Source organism: Rhodanobacter sp. FW106-PBR-R2A-2-24, from assembly GCF_058789615.1.
This window is the reverse complement of sequence record NZ_JBYTBV010000002.1, coordinates 2481546-2498580: the sequence shown is the minus strand read 5'-3', so window position 1 is coordinate 2498580 and position 17035 is coordinate 2481546. Positions and strand designations below refer to the sequence as shown.

At 69.5% G+C, this 17035-nt stretch carries 15 protein-coding genes; 5 read left to right on the top strand and 10 right to left on the bottom strand.

The genetic code is table 11. From position 1 onward, the window contains the following. Positions 1-8 precede the first annotated feature (8 nt). The 8 genes from AC3WQA_RS12525 to secB form a co-directional block, all read right to left on the bottom strand. On the bottom strand, positions 9-131 hold the full coding sequence (locus AC3WQA_RS12525) for a hypothetical protein (RefSeq protein ID WP_492675371.1): 123 nt from the start codon (positions 129-131) through the stop codon (positions 9-11). 57 nt (positions 132-188) lie between these two features. Next, the gene (locus AC3WQA_RS12520) at positions 189-1421 is read right to left on the bottom strand and encodes an ABC transporter permease (RefSeq protein WP_492675370.1); all 1233 of its coding nucleotides are present in this window, start codon (positions 1419-1421) and stop codon (positions 189-191) included. Continuing rightward, positions 1418-2623 (bottom strand): efflux RND transporter periplasmic adaptor subunit, encoded by a 1206-nt coding sequence (locus AC3WQA_RS12515; RefSeq protein ID WP_492675369.1) that lies wholly within the window; start codon positions 2621-2623, stop codon positions 1418-1420. Before AC3WQA_RS12515 ends, AC3WQA_RS12520 begins: the two co-directional genes overlap by 4 nt. Continuing rightward, entirely contained in the window at positions 2620-4530 is a 1911-nt protein-coding gene (locus tag AC3WQA_RS12510) for an HlyD family secretion protein (protein WP_492675368.1), read from the bottom strand. Before AC3WQA_RS12510 ends, AC3WQA_RS12515 begins: the two co-directional genes overlap by 4 nt. Then, positions 4514-5200, bottom strand: coding sequence for an ABC transporter ATP-binding protein (locus AC3WQA_RS12505; protein ID WP_492675367.1), 687 nt, complete (start codon positions 5198-5200; stop codon positions 4514-4516). The genes AC3WQA_RS12510 and AC3WQA_RS12505 overlap by 17 nt, the downstream gene beginning before the upstream one ends. A gap of 682 nt (positions 5201-5882) precedes the next feature. Beyond that, complete coding sequence (locus AC3WQA_RS12500; protein WP_492676359.1) at positions 5883-8900, bottom strand: DEAD/DEAH box helicase; 3018 nt, start codon at positions 8898-8900, stop codon at positions 5883-5885. 180 nt (positions 8901-9080) lie between these two features. Further along, on the bottom strand, positions 9081-10106 hold the full coding sequence (locus AC3WQA_RS12495) for an NAD(P)H-dependent glycerol-3-phosphate dehydrogenase (RefSeq protein ID WP_492675366.1): 1026 nt from the start codon (positions 10104-10106) through the stop codon (positions 9081-9083). Between the two features lie 7 nt (positions 10107-10113). Continuing rightward, the gene (gene secB / locus AC3WQA_RS12490) at positions 10114-10623 is read right to left on the bottom strand and encodes a protein-export chaperone SecB (protein WP_492675365.1); all 510 of its coding nucleotides are present in this window, start codon (positions 10621-10623) and stop codon (positions 10114-10116) included. 277 nt (positions 10624-10900) lie between these two features. On the opposite strand from secB, the gene rpmB reads away from it, so the two are divergent. Both rpmB and rpmG read left to right on the top strand, forming a co-directional pair. Next, the gene (gene rpmB / locus AC3WQA_RS12485; protein ID WP_492675364.1) at positions 10901-11137 is read left to right on the top strand and encodes a 50S ribosomal protein L28; all 237 of its coding nucleotides are present in this window, start codon (positions 10901-10903) and stop codon (positions 11135-11137) included. 13 nt (positions 11138-11150) lie between these two features. Next, positions 11151-11318, top strand: a complete 168-nt coding sequence (gene rpmG / locus AC3WQA_RS12480) for a 50S ribosomal protein L33 (RefSeq protein ID WP_492675363.1) — start codon at positions 11151-11153, stop codon at positions 11316-11318. A 42-nt stretch (positions 11319-11360) separates the two neighbouring features. On the opposite strand, the gene AC3WQA_RS12475 is transcribed toward rpmG, so the two are convergent. Next, positions 11361-13988 carry an EAL domain-containing protein gene (locus AC3WQA_RS12475; RefSeq protein ID WP_492675362.1) on the bottom strand — a complete coding sequence of 876 codons (2628 nt, stop codon included), beginning with the start codon at positions 13986-13988 and terminating at the stop codon, positions 11361-11363. Positions 13989-14284: 296 nt separating this feature from the next. Here AC3WQA_RS12475 and AC3WQA_RS12470 point away from each other — a divergent pair, with 296 nt between their 5' ends. The 3 genes from AC3WQA_RS12470 to AC3WQA_RS12460 are packed head-to-tail and all read left to right on the top strand — an operon-like array spanning position 14285 to position 15820. Next, positions 14285-14809 (top strand): DUF3016 domain-containing protein, encoded by a 525-nt coding sequence (locus AC3WQA_RS12470; protein WP_492675361.1) that lies wholly within the window; start codon positions 14285-14287, stop codon positions 14807-14809. 59 nt (positions 14810-14868) lie between these two features. Continuing rightward, the gene (locus AC3WQA_RS12465) at positions 14869-15417 is read left to right on the top strand and encodes a DUF4166 domain-containing protein (RefSeq protein WP_492675360.1); all 549 of its coding nucleotides are present in this window, start codon (positions 14869-14871) and stop codon (positions 15415-15417) included. After that, positions 15407-15820 carry a thiol-disulfide oxidoreductase DCC family protein gene (locus AC3WQA_RS12460; RefSeq protein WP_492675359.1) on the top strand — a complete coding sequence of 138 codons (414 nt, stop codon included), beginning with the start codon at positions 15407-15409 and terminating at the stop codon, positions 15818-15820. Before AC3WQA_RS12465 ends, AC3WQA_RS12460 begins: the two co-directional genes overlap by 11 nt. On the opposite strand, the gene AC3WQA_RS12455 is transcribed toward AC3WQA_RS12460, so the two are convergent. Beyond that, complete coding sequence (locus tag AC3WQA_RS12455) at positions 15810-16928, bottom strand: saccharopine dehydrogenase family protein (RefSeq protein WP_492675358.1); 1119 nt, start codon at positions 16926-16928, stop codon at positions 15810-15812. The genes AC3WQA_RS12460 and AC3WQA_RS12455 overlap by 11 nt on opposite strands. Positions 16929-17035 lie beyond the last annotated feature (107 nt).

Sequence of the window (17035 nt, the reverse complement as noted above, 5' to 3'; positions counted from 1 at the left end):
CGCAGCCGCTACGCGGCCACCGTCGAAAAGAACCCCGTATCTTCCTTCTGCAGGCGCTCGTGCAGGGCTTTCAACGCGCTGTTCGCGCTACGCCGAAAGCCAACCGGATCGGCGTTGATGCGTTCGGGCACGCGCCGCTACCTGACGACCGCCCGGCGGAAAGCTGGAACCTGCACGCGCCCGGCGGCTCACTCCTCGCGGATCGCTGCGATCGGGTCGAGCGCGGCGGCCTGGCGCGCGGGGTAGATGCTGAAGCCCAGGCCGATCAGTACGCAGGCCAGCACCGAGGCGAGTACGCCCAGTGGCGCCCAGGCCACATGCCAGCCGGCGAAGGCGGCGATGGCGTAGGCCAACGCGGCGCCGAAGCCCAGCCCGGTCAGCGCGCCGACCACGCAGATCACCAGCGCCTCGCGCAGGAAGCGCTGCACGATGTCCTGCCGGCGCGCGCCCAGCGCACGCAGCAGGCCGATTTCGCGGCGACGCTCCAGCACGCTGGCCAGCATGATGTTCATGATGCCGATGCCGCCCACCAGCAGGCTGACGCCGGCGATGGAGCCCATCACGATGCTGAAGATGCGTTGGGTCTGCTGGTTCTGCCGGTACAGCTGCTGCGGCACCACCAGGCGGTAATCGGCGGCGCCGGCATGGCGTTGGTCGAGCAGGGCGCCGAGTACGCGCGCGCCCGCGGTGAGCCCGGCGGGGTTCTTGAGTTGCAGCAGAAAGCGATCGATCTCGTCCGCCATCGGCGCGAAGCGGAAGCGCGCCCGCGCGCTGGCCAGCGGCACGAAGATACGGTTGCTGTCCGCGTCCAGCGCCACGCCCTCGAACTGGTCCTTGCCGAGGTCGCGGTCGGCCAGCACACCGACCACGCGCAGCCAGACCTGGTTGACCTTGAGCAGCTTGCCCAGCGCCTTGCCGTCGGGGAACAGCTCATGCGCGGCCTGATGCCCCAGCACGGCCACCGCGGCCAGCGCATCTCCATCGTGCGCGTCCAGCCCGCGGCCGGCTGCCACGCGCAGCGAGGCGAGCGCGAAGTAGTCCGGGCTGACGCCACTGACTTCAGCCGCGGCCCGTCCCTCGTCGCTGAACACGGCCCAGTGCTTGACGCGCTTTTCAGCGGCGTAGCGCGCGGCTGCGGGCACCACGTCCAGCGCGGCGCGCGCGTCGGCCACGGTGAGGCCGAGGCTGCGCTGGCGGATTTCCTTCAGCGCATCGCCCTCCGGCGGCTTCGCTTCCACGATCAGGTTGTGCAGGCCCAGGCTCTGCACCAGCTTCAACGCCTCGCGCCGGCTGCCCTCGCCCACGCCCTGCATGGCGACGATGGCGCCCACGCCGAAGATCATGCCGAGCAGGGTGAGCAGGGTGCGCAGCTTGCGCCGCGACAGTTCATCGATGGCTTCGCGCCAGCTGGCGGCAATCATTTCGCGTCCTTGGCGGCGCTGGCGCCGAGCAGCACCCGGTCGCCCGGTTCGAGGCCTGCCAGCACCTGGGTGCGGCTGGCGCCGCGCACACCCAGGGTGAGCTGGCGCGCCACGCGCTTGCCGTCGGCCAGCACCCGCACCACGCTCGCCGCGCCATCCTGCTCCAAGGCGAGGTTGGGCACGCTGTAGCCACGGGCGTCGAGCAGCACGATGTCGGCATCGAAACGCTGACCCGGCACCCAGCCGTACTGGCGCGCCGTCGCCGCCGGCACGACGGCCTTGACCGCGAGGTATTTCACCGGGTTGCCCTGGCTGCGCGGCTGCGCAGCGGCGGCCACCCAGGAAACCTTGCTGGCGACTTGCTGCGCGGGCATGCCCCAGCGATGCAGTTCCACCGCGTCGCCGACACGGACGCCTTGCGCCTCGATCTGCGGCACGTACAACTCCACTTCCAGCGCATCCAGGTCGGGCAAGCTGGCGAAATCGTTGCCGGCGTACAGGCTGCTGCCGACCTGCGGCAGCTGCTGATCCCAGTTGCGCGCCAGCGTCAGCACGCCATCGTGCGGCGCGCGCAACTCCAGCGCGTCGAGATCGGCCTGCTTCTCCTTTTCCAACGTGAGGTAGTTGTTGCGCTGGGCATCGAGCACGGCCAGTTCCGCCTTGCCGCGCGCACTCGATTGCCGCGCGCGCCAGGCGAGGATGCGCTGGCGCACCGCGAGATAGCGCGCGTCCTGCACGGCATCGAGGATGTCGTTGCGCGCCATCGCCTCGAGTGGCGCGTTGGCGTAGCGCTCGGCGATGCCATGCTGGGTTTCCACCTGGGTGAGGTCGACGCCCAGTTGGCCACGCTTGTCGTCCAGTTCGGCCTGTTTACCGGCGTGGGCCAGCCCGTTGCGCGCGATGTCGACCTGCGTCTCGGCCAGATCCTGCTTGCTTTGCTCGGCCGAGAAACGCGCCACCTGTTCGCCCTTGCGTACCCGGCTGCCGTCGGGAAGCATCCAGCTCAGCTGGCGCGAGATCCACCCCGTACCGGGCACCACCAACGTCGTGGGGTGGGTGGATTTCAGTTCGCCCTCGCCGTGCACGATGAAGCGCAGCGGCCCCGATTGCGCCTGCTCCAGCACGATGGCGTCGGGCGCGGCATGCTGGCAGCCCGCCAGCAAGGGCAGGAGGCCAAGCAGGCAAGCACGCCAGCGTTTCATCGCACGCCTCCCTTGGCCGCCGGGATGGTGACCTGCACCGCCTGCCCCGGCTTGAGTGCCTTGGCGCCGCCATCCAGCGTCACCACCAGGTCGACCACCGGCACGGCTTCGGCGCGCGAGCGGCTATGCACGGTGTTGCCGATCTCGGCGATGTGCCCATCCAGCGAGCGCTCGCCGCCGCCGGACACGACCACGCGCACGCCCTGGCCGACCCGCACCCGGCCGAGGTCGCGCTCGGGCAGCGTGGCGCGCACGGCCAGCGTCGACAGGTCGGGCATCTGCGCCACCGACTGTCCCATCCAGATTTGCGCGCCCACGTCCACCTTGCCGCCGCCGAAACTGCTCTGGTGCAGCACGATGCCGTCGAGCGGCGCGGGCACGGTGAGCGAGGCCAGCGCGACCTGCAGCTTGGCCACTTCATCGCCAAGCTGCGCCACCATGGCATCGGTCATGTGCTGCTCGGCGGCGCGTTCGGTGGCGGCTACGCGGGCGCGCTGCTGCATGAGCGCGTAGCGGCGCTCGGCCTTGGTGCGCGCGATCACCAGCTTGCGGTAGTCCACCCGCGCGATGTACTCCTTGGGCTGGTTGGCCTTGCGTGCCGCCTTGTCCAGCTCGGCCTTGGCCTGCGCCGTGGCCAGTTCCGCCTCGCGCGCGCGGTCGGCCAGATCCAGCCGCAGCTGCTCTTGCGTGCGCCGCTGTTCGTCGAGTTGGCCCTGCTTGGCGGTGAGATTCTTCACCACCGCAGTGGTGTCGAAGCTCACCACCGGCTCGCCCTTCTTGACCATGGCGCCGTCGCCGGCCATCTGGGTGATGGCGAGCTGCCACAGGCCATCCACGGCCGGCGGCGAAATGGCCAGGCTACGGCGGGCGTAGACCTCGCCATCCACCTGCAACGGCTGGCGATCCGTGGCCGGTATCGCCGCGGTACGGTCGCCCGGGTCGGCAAGGTCGCTGTCCAGGCGCACGCTCATGCCCTGCAGCAATGGCAGTTTGAGGCCGGCCGGCAGGCTCACGCCGATCTCCGTATACAGGCCATCGCCCCAGGCGCTCTTGCTGGACGGCGCCGCCGCGATGGAACGGATCTGACCGACGACAGCATGCCCCGGCAGCGCATCAAAGTGCAGGCGCAGCGGCAGGCCCACGCGCAGGCCCTCGGCATCGGGCGCCAGCACCCAGGCCTCGACGCCAAAGCCGTGGCTGGCGCCCACCAGCTCGCCCACCTGGGAGCCCGGAAAACTGGACGAGCCCTCCTCGTAGCGGCCGCCGGCGCCGAACATTTCGTCGAAGCCATGCACCACGGTGCCATCCCGCTCGGCGCGCACCACTGCCTGGGTGACCTGCCGCTGGTAGAAGCCCAGCGACAACTGCTGTTTGCGCAACGCCAGCGCGGCATCCTCGCGGCGACGAACCACGGCAGCGGCGGCACGCCCGGCTTCCGCCTGCTTCAGCGCCAGCGCCTGTTCGGCGCGGTGCATCTCGCCCTGGTAACGGTCGTAATTGAGTGCGGGCAGCAGCGCCTTGGGAATGGCCGCATCCACCGCCGCGCCATCGCGTTCGGCCTGCGCATCGGCCTGGGCGATCTCGGCGTCGACCTGCTTGAGCTGCAGCTCGGCGACATCCTTGGCGTCCTTCTCCCTGGCTTGTTCGATCTGCGCCTGCAAGTTGCGCAGTTGGCTTGCGGCAGCGCCGGCATCGATGCGCAGCAGCACGTCGCCCTGCCGCACCCGCGTGCCATCGGCCGTGTAGTAGCGCAGCACCACCGGCGAACTCATCGACGGCGGGGTGAGGATGGCCTGCGATCCCAGCACCTGCACTTCGCCGCTGAACACCACGGCGCCGGCACCGGACGGCACCAGCGCGAGCAGCAGCGCCAGCAGCGGCGCGCGGGACTCAGGCCGCCGAGTCATGCTCGATCCTGCCGTCGCGCAAGGCGATCTGGCGCTGCGCGCACGCCGCGATGCCGTGGTCGTGGGTCACCATCACGATGGTCTGGCCCTGCGCATGCACTTCGCCGAGCAGCTCCAGCACGCCAGCGGCGCTCTTGGAGTCCAGGTTGCCGGTGGGCTCGTCGGCAAGCAGCAGCGCCGGCTGCATCAGCAGCGCGCGGGCAATCGCCACGCGTTGCATCTGGCCGCCGGAAAGCTGGCCCGGCCGATGCGCGAGGTGCCGCTCCAGCCCCATGCGGGCGAGCAGCGCACGTGCCCGATCCTCCAGACCCGTGTCCGGCCCGCGCAGGAAGCGGCGCGGCAGCAAGGTGTTTTCCAGCACGCTGAGCCGCGGCAGCAGGTGGAAGGCCTGGAACACGAAGCCGATGCGGCGGTTGCGGAAATCGCTGGCGCGCTCGTCGTCGAAGGTGGAGACGTCGACGCCGTCGAGCAGGTAGCGCCCGTGATCGGGACGATCAAGACAGCCCAGCAGGTTGAGCAGGGTGGACTTGCCCGAGCCGGACGGCCCGACGACGGCGGCGAACTGGCCGGCGGGAATCCCGAAACCCACGCCATCGAGTGCCGCGATGAGCTGCCCGCCCACCCGGTAATGCCGGCTTACCGCCTCCATGCGCACCATCGTCAACGCCATTCCCCGTCACCTTAATTCGTTCAAGTTTGGCGTCAAACCACGCGCAAGGACAAGCCCGGGACACCTGTCACCTCGTGTATTGACAAGCTCCGCGCCACGCATTCAGGATCAACGGCGCAGGGGGAACTGCTCACGTTAGGGAATCAAATGAAAACACTGCTATCCGTAGCGGTCGCGATTGGCGTCGGCCTCGCGTCCATGTCGCCCGCGCCAGCCAGTGCTTCCACACCCACTCCAGCTGGCTATGCGTATGCTTTTTCTAATTGTCCATTGCCGCAGATTGTCCGTTCGAATAAGGGCGTTCCGGTGGCCATGTACTCCACGTACTGCCCGCCGATCAACCCGCCCGGCGGCGGTGGCGGCGGTGGTGGTGGTGGTGGTACCTCCGGTACCGGTGGTACCAGTGGCGGTGGCGGCACCGGTGGTGGCGGCAATCCCACGCCTCCGTCCTGCCATCCCTGGCTGACCCCGCACTGCCCAGCCAATCCCTGATCTTCGCGGCTCACGGGGGTGAAAGCCGTCGCATGATCAACAAACGCCAGTGGCTCAACCGCCACTGGCGTTTCTGCCTCTGGCGACGATCCCAACATTGGCGGCGATGTCTGGTGCCTGCGCGACTGCCGTCGGTCTGGATTTGCGGCGGGTCTGCACTAGTCGACAGAATTCGCCTTGAGGCTCGCCCTCAGCCCGGCGCCAGCAATGCGTCCAGATCGCTCTGGTCGAAACTGAGTTTCTCGCGACTGCCGCCGCCTTCGAGCACGGCCTCGGCCAGCTCCGCCTTGCGCGCCTTCATCTCCTCGATGCGCTCTTCCACCGTGCCGGCGGTGATGAGGCGGAACACGAACACCGGCTTGTCCTGGCCAATGCGGTGGGCGCGATCGGAAGCCTGCGCCTCGGCGGCGGGGTTCCACCACGGGTCGTAGTGGATCACGGTGTCGGCAGCGGTGAGGTTGAGCCCCACGCCGCCAGCCTTCAGCGAGAGCAGGAACAGGGGCACCTCGCCCTGCTGGAACTCGTTGACCGGAGTGGCGCGGTCACGCGTTTCGCCGGTGAGTGTGACGTAACGGATGTGGCGGCGATCCAGCTCGTCGGCGATCAGTTTCAGCATGCCGGTGAACTGCGAGAACAGCAGCACTTTGCGACCCTCGTCGAGCAGCGGCGGCAGCATGTCCATCAGCAGCTCGAACTTGGCCGAGCCTTGCACGCCGCGCGCGGCTTCCAGCTTCACCAGCCGCGGATCGCAGCAGACCTGGCGCAGCTTGAGCAGCGCGTCGAGCACCACGATGCCGGAGTGCGCAATGCCGCGCTGGGCGATCACCTCGCGCAATTCCTCCATCAGCGACAGGCGCAGGCCGTCGTACAACTCGCGCTGGCGGCCTTCGAGCACCACGCGGCGGGTGATCTCGGTCTTGGGCGGCAGCTCCGACGCCACCTGCATCTTGGTTCGGCGCAGGATGAAGGGCGCCAGCCGGCGATTGAGCCGCGCCAGGCATTCCTCGTCGCGCTGCTTTTCGATCGGGATGCGGTAGTAGCGACGGAAGGCGTTTTCGTCGCCCAGCAGGCCAGGCACGGCCAGATCCACCTGCGACCACAACTCACCCAGGTGGTTTTCCAGCGGCGTGCCAGTCAGGCACACGTACCGGCGCGTGCGCAGGCTGAGCAGGGCACGGCGCGCCAGGGTACGCGGATTCTTCACCTGCTGCGCTTCGTCCAGCACGATGAGCGCGAAGGGCTGCTTGCGCAGCAACGCCGCGTCGCGCGGCAAGAGCGCGTAGCTGGTGAGTACGATGTCCTGCTGACCCAGTTGGGCGAAGGCATCGGCACGCTGCGAACCGTGCAGGGTGAGCACCCTGAGCGCGGGTGCGAAACGCGCCACCTCGGCCTGCCAGTTGGGGATCAGGCTGGTGGGCACCACCACCAGCGCGGGCTGGGTGAGCGCGCCAGCCTCCTTCAGCGCCAGCAGGTGGGTGACGAGTTGCAGGGTCTTGCCCAATCCCATGTCATCGGCGAGCACGCCGCCCACGCCGGCCTCGGCCAGGGCGTTCAACCAGCGCAGGCCTTCCCGCTGGTAGGGCCGCAACGCCACCGTGAGCCCGCCGGGGACGGCATCGCTGGCACGCTCGGCAGCGTCGCGCAGCCGCGCGGTGAAGCCGCGCAGCGCCTCGGGCGCCTCGAGTTGATCGCCGCCCGGCAGGGCTTCGGCCAATTCTTCCAGCCGCCCGGCCTGCACGCGCGGCAGGTGGAGTTTCTTGCGCGGCTTCTCCAGGTACTCGGCCAAGGGCGCGAGCAGGCCGCGCAGCACCTTCAGCCGCACCGGCACGCGGCGGCGCTCGTCCACCGGCGCGTACCACACGGCGTCCTCGGGCTCGTTGGGCGCGGGACTCAGGTTCAACTGATGCTCGGCCAGCGCTTGCGCCACGGCAGGCAGCAGGTTGTGACGCTTGCCTTCCAGCTCGATGCCCACTTCCAGGTCGAAGGCGTGGTCGTCGACGTCGTCCAGCGCCTGCCCGTACCAGCGCACCGGGCCATCGAGCACCTCGAACGGAAAGCTCGGCGCGTACTCCAGCGTGAAGCCGTCGGCCTCGAGCTTGGGCCGCAGCGCCAGCCAGCGCGCCGGCGTGTTCACCTCCAACGCGCCGGCGTGGCCGGTGCCGGGAAACAGCCAGGCATCCTCGGGCAGGGTTTCGGTCATGTCCCAGGGCAGGCCTTCGGTATCCACCGCCGAGGTGAGCCCCAGGCGCTCGAGCTGCTCCATGGTGGCCAGTTCTTCAGCGCGGCGGCGGACGATCTCCACCAGCCGTCCATCGCGCACACGGCGCACCAGCGGCTCGCCGCCCCGGCCGGGCAGGCGCTCGCCGGCGTAGTCGAAGGCCAGCCGCGCCCACGCCAGCGGCGGCGTGCCGGCGGCGAGGCGCGCGTGGCGGCTGAGCGCATGCAAGGTGAGCACCGGCCGGGGCGCCAGCTCCGCCCGCTGCAGCTCGGCAAACACCTTAGGCAGCGGGATGCGCACGGCCAGCCGGCTGGTCGGCAGCGCCGCGGCGAAACGCTGGCCGTACTCGTACTTGAGCGGCGGCAGGTCGAGCCAACCGGCTTCTTCGGCGGCGGCTTCGAGGTGGCCCAGCGTGGCGTGTTCGGCATCGAGGTACCACAAGCCGTCGATGCGCAGCAGGCGCTGACTGTGCGGCAGGCTGGGCAGCAGACGCTGGCTGCCATCGGCTTCGAGTTGCCAGTGCCAGTTGAGCGGATGCGCCCTGCCGCGCGACAGCCGCAGGCCGACCAGGCCACCGAGGAAACACGGCGCGGTATCCAGCAGCTCGATCAGCAGGCTGTCGCCCACGTGCCCACCCAGGCGGGCGTAGCTGCGGCCCTTGCGCTGGCTCTGCGGCAGGCCCAGCACGGCGGCGGCCAGACGCTGTTCGGGCGGCGACAGCGGCGAGTGCAGCAGGAGTTGGCTGTCCAGCGGCACGGGCCGCGCGTAGCGCCCGTGCTCGGCCACGGCCAGCAGCACCGGCGCGACCTCCAGGTGCGCCCAGGCGGCGCCCTCTTCCGGCATCACTTCCAGGAAAAAGCCCAGCACCGGGGCCGCGTCGTCCACCGGCGGCCGCGGCGGCGCCATCAATTGCAGCCACGTCGCCGGCAGGGTCGACGCCGCACGGCCGGCAACCGGCACGGCCTGCGATTTCCCCTCCGGTTGCTGCATGCGCATGCGCCCCGTGGCAACGATCAAAAGTTCGAGCTTAGCAGGCATTGCCTGATTCCCGAAAAAACGCCGTCGTGGCGTTTTTTCGGGTCGCCGAGCCCGGTACATGCCCGAACCCGGCCCCACGAATCAGGCCTTTGTGCCCGATCGCGGGCAGCCTATCCGGTACGCCGCAGGCGCTCAGGCGTTGCCGAACAGGCCGTGCGGGTACTCGGGTTTCTGCGCGCGCGCCATCAGCGCCTTCAGCCCCTCGTCGGGCGTGACCTCGCCGTGCAGCACGGCGCGCACGCTGGCACTGATGGGCAGATCCAGCGCGTGCTTGGCGGCCAGCCGTGCCACCTCGTCGGCAGCCAGCACGCTCTCCACCACCTGGCCGATCTGGCGCACGGCCGCGTCGATGGCGATGCCCTGGCCCAGCGCGAGCCCCAGCCGACGGTTGCGCGAGAGGTCGCCGGTGCAGGTGAGCACCAGGTCGCCCAGGCCGGACAGACCGATCAGGGTTTCCGGCCGCGCGCCCAGCGCCACGCCCAGGCGCAGCATCTCGTTCATGCCGCGGGTGATGAGCCCGGCACGGGCATTCAGGCCCAGGTTCATGCCGTCAGCGATGCCAGTGGCCACCGCCAACACGTTCTTCATCGCGCCGCCCAGCTCCGCGCCCAAGAGGTCGGCGCCGGTGTAGGCGCGCAGGTTGGGGGCATGCAGCAGATTGGCCACGCGCTGCGCGCAGGCGGGATCCTCCGAGTGCACGGTCACCGCACTGGGCAGGCCGGCCGCCACTTCCCTGGCAAAGGACGGCCCGGTGATGACCGCCGCCGGATGCCCCGGCAGACGCTGCGCCACCAGTTCGTGCAGGAAGCGGCCGGTGCCCGGCTCGAAGCCCTTGGTCGCCCAGGCCACCGTGGCATCGGCCTCCAGCAGCGGCTCGATCTGCTCCAGCAGCGCGGCGAAAGCATGGCTGGGCACCACCAGCAGCAGCACGCTGGCGCCACGCACGGCAGCGGCGAGATCGGGCTCGAAACCCAGCGTCGCCGGCAACTCGATGCCGGGCAGATAGCGCTGGTTGCAGCGCGCCGCGGCCATCGCCGCGAGCGCCACCGGGTCGCGACCCCACAGGCGTGTGGGCACGCCGTTGCGCGCCGTCAGCGCGGCCAGCGCCGTGCCCCAGGAACCGGCACCGAGTACCGCCAGGGTGGGAGCCTGCGTCATGCGCGGATCAGCTGTTCAGCGTGGCCGGCGCATCGCCGCCCAGCGCCTGCCGGCGCATCTGTTCGGCGTAGAGCGCATCGAAATTGATCGGCTGCAGCAGGAACGGCGGGAAGCCGCCCTCCAGCACCATCGAGGAGATGATCTGGCGGGCATACGGGAACAACAGGTTCGGGCAATAGCTGCCGATCACGCCGGCGCGATCCTCGTCGCTGAAACCGGCGATGCCGAAGATGCCGGCCTGCTCCACCTCGGCGAGGTAGGCGGTGCGCTCGCCCAGCGTGCAGGTGAGCGTGACGCTGAGCACCACTTCGTACAGGTCGTTGCCCAGATCCATGGCCTGGTGGCCGATGTTCAGCTGCACCTGCGGCGCGGTGTGCTCGACCTCGCCGAATTCCTGGAAGATCTGCGGCGCGCCCGGCACCTCGAAGGAAACGTCCTTCACGTAGATCTTCTGCAACACCAGTTGCGGCTGGCCGCCCTGCGCGCTGGACTGGCCGTTGGTGGCGACTTCTGCCATGGGAATTGCCTCGGGTTGAAGGTCAAAAGAGGGCGATTGTTTCATACCCGCCGCGACGGCGCATCCGGGTCGCCCGACAAGATTGCGCCGGGGGCCGTTTTTGCAGGATAATGCGCGGCTTGCCACTGTCGACCTGGCCCAGCCAGGGAGTCCGCCACGCGATGCGGGCCTTGCGCGACGGCAATCGTTCCAGCTCCAGCCTCGCGTAGTGCGCCGCACTGCTGGGCCGCCGCCGCCCTGGCCAACGGGCGGTCAATGTCCAACCACGGAGTCCATCATGGCCCGCATTTGCCAACTTACCGGTAAGGGCGTGCAGACTGGCAACAACGTCTCGCATGCCAACAACAAGACCCGCCGCCGCTGGCTGCCGAACCTGCACGAACGCCGGTTCTGGGTGCCGAGCGAGAAGCGTTGGGTGAAGCTGCGTGTTTCCAACCACGCGCTGCGCACCATCGACAAGAAGGGCATCGAGGCCGTGGTGGCCGAGCTGCGTGCCCGCGGCGAGAAGATCTGATTAGGAGACCGTCATGGCCAAGACCGCAAACGACAAGATCCGCCTGATTTCCTCTGCTGGCACGGGTCATTTCTACACCACGCAGAAGAACAAGAAGAACACCCCGGAAAAGTTCGAGTTCAAGAAGTACGATCCGGTCGTGCGCAAGCACGTGATCTACAAGGAAGGCAAGATCAAGTAAGGCAACGCGCAGCCGTCAAGCGCGGATGCGCCAACGCCGCACTCAGAACCCGCCCTCGTGGCGGGTTTTTGCTGCCTGCCGCGGCCCCACCTCGCTGCGCGCCTGCCATGCCTGCACCCAACCCACCAGCTCGCTGGGCGGCAGGGGACGCGCGTACAGGTAGCCCTGCGCCAGCGCGCAGCCGCCCGCGCGCAGGAAGTCCGCCTCCTGCACGCGCTCCACGCCCTCGGCCAGCGTTTCCAACCCGAGGTTGCGCGCCAGCTCGATCACGCTGCGACAGATCTGCTGGTTGCCGGGGTTGCCGTCGATCTCGCTGACGAAGGCGCGGTCGATCTTCAGCCGCGACATCGGCAGCCGCTGCAGGTAGGCCAGGCTGGAATAGCCGGTGCCGAAATCGTCGATGGCCAGCCGCACGCCCTGCGCGCGCAGCGCACGCAGTACCACGATGGCCTGCTCGGGCTCCTTCATCAGCATGGACTCGGTGATTTCCAGCTCCAGCCGGTGCGCGGCCAGGCCGGTGGCGGCCAACACGTCGGCCACTTGCGCCGGCAGCTTGTCGATGTCGAGTTGCCGCACCGAGCAGTTCACTCCCATCACCGGCACCACCAGGCCGACATCGTCCCAGGCCCGCAGTTGGCGGCAGGCCTCCACCAGCGCCCAGTGCCCGAGTTGTTCGATCAGGCCGGTTTCCTCGGCCAGTGCGATGAACTGCCCCGGCGGCACCAGGCCCCAGGTCGGGTGCTGCCAGCGCAGCAGCGCTTCCACGCCCACCAGCGTGCCGTCGCGCAGATCCAGCTGCGGCTGATAATGCAGGCGCAACTCGTGCTGGGCGACGGCCAGGCGCAGGCCGCTTTCCAGCGCCATGCGCTGGTTGGCATCGGTGGCGAGCTCGCTCATGTAGCGCTGCCAGCGCCCGGCGCCGAGTCGTTTGGCTTCGTACAACGCCAGCTCGGCATGGCGCAGCAGGACATCGGTGTCGTTACCGTCCTGCGGATGCAGCGCGATGCCAAGGCTGGCCGTGACCACCACCGGCTGCGCGGCCATCAGCAAAGGCTGTGAGAAGCTGGCCTGCACGTCGCCCGCATAGGCCTCCATGGCGGCGCCGGTGTCGCCCGGCAACACCACCGCGAACTCGTCACCGCCCGGGCGGGCGAGGAAGCCACGTGGCGGCAAGCGTTCCTGCAGACGCCGCGCCGCAACCCGCAGGGCCTGGTCGCCGATGGCATGTCCCAAGGTATCGTTGATGCCACGCAGGCGATCCATATCCACCCACGCCACGGCCAGCGCCTCGCCAGTCTTGATCGCGTCGTCGAGAAACCGGCGCAGCAACTGGCGATTGGGCAGGCCGGTCAGCGTGTCGTAATGCTCCACGTGCACCAGCTCGGCGGCGTGCGCCTTGGCTTCGGACAAATCGTTCCAGGTGACCAGCAGGCGCGGCGCGGCGGCGGGATCGCCGTCGAGCGCGCGCACGGTTTCATGGAGATGCCGCAACATGCCGAAGCCGTCGTGCAGGCGGTATTCGCGGGTCCGCACCTCGCCCTGGCGCAAAGGCTCCCGCGCTGCATCCAGCAGGGGCAAGTCGTCGGGATGCACGTGCGCACGCCACCCGTCGGGCTCACGCAGCTGTTCCAGCGGGTAGCCATACAGGCGCACCACGTTGGAGCTGGCCCAGTCCGTCACCCGTTTGCCGTTCGCCTCATGGGCGAGGAACAGCACCACCGGACTGGCTTCCAGCACCAGCTCCATTTGCGCGCGCAGACCGTCCGCCGCGCGCCTGGCCAGCCGCACGCGCCAGCGCAACAGCACGCTGAAGGCCAGCAACAGCAGGATCAGCCCGGCCGCGAGCACCAGCACCGGCAACAGCCAGCGCGGCAACACGCGCGCCACCGGCGCCGGCACCTGCGCCCGGCGCAAGGCACGGAAATAGAGCGACCTCGGCTCGCGCTGCCAGCGGCCCAACCAGTCGTCGATGCGCGCCAACTCCCGTGCATGACGCCGCTTGGTGGCGGCGAAGTACAGCGTCGCCGGGTCGAACAGCACCGGCGTCTCCTCCAGCCCGTAGTCGCGCATCGCACGCGTGCCAAAGAAGCTGTTGACCACCGCGACATCCGCCGCCCCGCGCCGCACCGCTGCAAAGGCCGCGGCATAACTGTCCACCGGCACCGGCGTCCAGTCCACGTGCAGCCCGTCGAGAATCCGGCCAAGGTTGGCCTGTTGGACGCTCTCGCGCAGCAAGGCCACGCGCAAGTGGGCCAGGTCGGCCAGGGTGCGCACATGGCGGCCATGCCGCCCGTACACCTGCGACCAGGCATAGGCCACCGGCACGTCGGCAAAATCGAAATGCTGCTCGCGCTGCGGCGTGTAGGCCACGTCCGGCATCAGGTCCAGCTGGCCGGCCTCGAGCCGGCGCAGGCAGTCGTCCCACACGCAGGCCTCGTAGCGCACTCGCCAACCCTCGCGCGCAGCGATGGCATTGAGCAGTTCGACGAACAATCCGGCCGGATGCCCGTCGGCGTCGGTGTAGATCTTGGGCGGGTTCTCGTACAGGCCCACGCGCAGCACTTCCCCGTGCGCGGCGGCCGGCCGTCGCGACCACGCGAGCGCCAGCCAGACGGCGGACACCGCCAGCAGGCTGGTCGCCAACGCTATCCAGTAGACGCGTCGCCGCATGGTTCGGCCCCGAATGGATCTGATTGGCGCCGGGCTGCAGTGGGGCCACCGTTCCGTTCGCCCTGCGCGCAGGCGCGTCGCGCCAGCACGATGGAGTCCCTCGGGCTTCGACGACGCCTGCCAACACCAGCGACGCTCAGCACGAACGGAAACTGGCCACTGCGGATCGACCCTAACCAGTCGAGTGGAAGTTCGTCCAGCATAACCCGGTCACCGCGTGGCGTGGCCATGGCGGTGCACCCATTCAGCCGCCAGGCGTTATCTTGAACCGCCCCTTCCGCTGGAGGAAAGCCGCCATGCATCCGCGCCGCATCCTGCAACTGATCTTCGCCGCCATCGTCCTCGTCGGCATGCCGGCATGGGCTGCCGTGCCGCCAGCGACGGGCCAGGTCACCGTCAGTTACGACCACCCCGACCAGTTCACCGAGGCGAAGAAGCTGCGCACCTTCGCGCCCAGCCGCCTGGACGACGGCTACCTCAAGACGCTCAAGGCCTATCTTGAGGATCGCGCCGGCAAGCGACTGGCGCCGGGCGAACATCTGCAGATCGTGGTGACCGACATCGACCGCGCCGGCAATTTCGAGCCCTGGCACGGCGTGCGCATGCAGGACGTGCGCATCATCAAGGACATCTACCCGCCGCGCATCGACCTGAACTTCAAGCTGACCGGCGCCGACGGCAAGGTGCTGCGCGAAGGCGCGCGCAAGCTGCGCGACCCGGCCTTCCTCACCGACAGCGGCTACGCCAACAACACCGACAACCTGCGCTACGAAAAGGCCCTGCTCGACCGTTGGCTGCGCAAGGGGCCCGACCAGCTCTGAAACGGCGCCCGCGGCGGCCAAGCTTGCCGCCGCAGGCCTGGCCCCGGACAATGGCACGCATGCCCCCGCCTGCCGCCTTGTTCCGCGTCTTGCTGCCACCGGATGACTGGCCGCGCATGGCGTCCGCCGTGCAACGCATGCACGCCGAAGGCCGCGCCATCCAGGCCAGCGGCCAGGCCGATGTCGCCGGCGAGACCCACCTGCCCGCCCGCCTGCTGCGCCGCCTGCTCACGCTGCCCGAACCCGGCGCCGGGCAAGCCATCACGGTCGCCATCGAACGGTACGCCACGCACGAACACTGGACTCGCCAGTTCCGCCGCGGCCGCATGGGCTCGACACTGCGCGCGGGCAAGGATGGCCTGCTGCACGAACGGCTCGGCCCCGTCACCTTGCGCTTCGCCCTGCGCCGCGACGGCGACGCCATCGACTGGCAACTGCAAGGCATGCGCCTGCTCGGCCTGCCGCTGCCGCGCGCCCTCTGCGGCACGGTGCGCTCGCGCAGCGGTATCCGCGACGAGCGCTACACCTTCGATGTCGACGTGCGCCTGCCGCTGCTCGGCCGACTCGTCGGCTACCGCGGCTGGCTGGAGATCGACCATGTCGCCTGACGACGGCCATTCCGTCATTGTCTTCGACGGCGTCTGCGTGCTGTGCAGCCGCTGGGTGGATTTCATCCTGCGCCACGACGGCGCCGGGCGCTTCCGGCTGGCGACAATGCAAGGGCAACACGGACGCGCCCTGCTGCTCGCGCACGGTCTTTCGCCGGACGACCCGGTGTCCTTCCTGCTGGTCGACGCCGGACAGGGCTACGTCGACACGACCGCCATCGCCCGTGTGCTGGGCCAGTTGGGTGGGCGCTGGCGCGCGGCAAGCGTGATGCTGCGCGCGACCCCGCGCGGCTTGCGCGACCCGGCCTACCGCTGGATCGCCCGCCACCGTTACCGCCTGTTCGGGCGCCGCGCACAATGCCGCCTGCCGGAACCGGCGCAGGCGTGGCGCTTCATCGACTGACGGGTATCGCCTCGACGCCGGTACGCAACGCGAACCCCTCGAAGCCCGCGACGATCTGTTCCAGCGTGAGCAGGCCCATGCACGGCATGGCGCCCTTCGCCACCACCAGCCCATCGGCCAGCCGCCGCGCCAGCACGACCGCGGGCGTCACCGGCACCTGCGGGCCATCGCCCGCGGCGGCGTCCAGCCACCAGCACAGGTGCAGCGGCTGACCTTGCCTGTCGCTGCCGCGCAGCTCCACCACCATGCCGCCGACGTCCGAGCCGTAGCGCAGGAACCATTCGCTCATGCGCCGCAGCGTGGGCGCGTGGCGCGCGAGGTCGCGAATCAGGCCCAGCCGCACCAGCACGGCCATGCCCCAGGTGGCCCATTGCAGCAGCGGCAGTTCGAGGCCGGCGCGGAACACCACCGAGCGCAGTTGTCGATAACGCGCGGGAAACAGATCCAGATCCGGCACCTCGCACACGCCCACGCGACGATGGCCGAACGGAAACCACTGCCGCCGGCTATCCATCCAGCCATGCGTCGCGCCCCAGCGACCATCGCGCCAGAGCCGGATCGGCCGCCCGCAGTAGCCGAGGATGGCGGCCACCGTGGCGTCGCCGCGCGGCGTGCGATTGCCAGGACTGATTGCGTGCTCGATGGCAGCTAGCGCACCGAAGCGCGGCAACAGCGCATCCACCACCGCCGAACTCAAGGCCGGCACGCTGGACGCGCCACTGACCAGCAGCCGGCCCGACTGCCGCGCTCGCTCGTCCAGCCGGGAGAAGCCGCCGACGAAATCGCGGCCATCGGCGAGGTCGATGTAATCGCTGCCAGCCTCCATGCACGCCTCGGCCACGCGATAGTCCTGCCGCTGGAACGGGCCGGCGGCATGGATCACCAGTTGCGGCGCAAGCGCGGCCAAGGCGGCGGGAAAATCCGCGCTCGTGGTGTCCAGCGCATGGCAGCACGCGCGCGCATCGCCGATGGTTTCGCGCAAGGCCTGCAGCGGCGCCATGCGACGCCCCGCCAGCAGCAGCTCGAAGCGCGCGTCGTGCGCCAGCCGCGCCGCGATGCGCGAACCGAACACACCGGCCGCGCCCAGCACCATCACCCGCAACGCCATCGCCGCCTTCCCTGCCGAAATTCAGCTCTCGATCTTGCCATGCGTGGCGCCGTCGCGTAAGCCACACCGACACGCCACAAACGCCAAGGCCCGCCATCGCGGCGGGC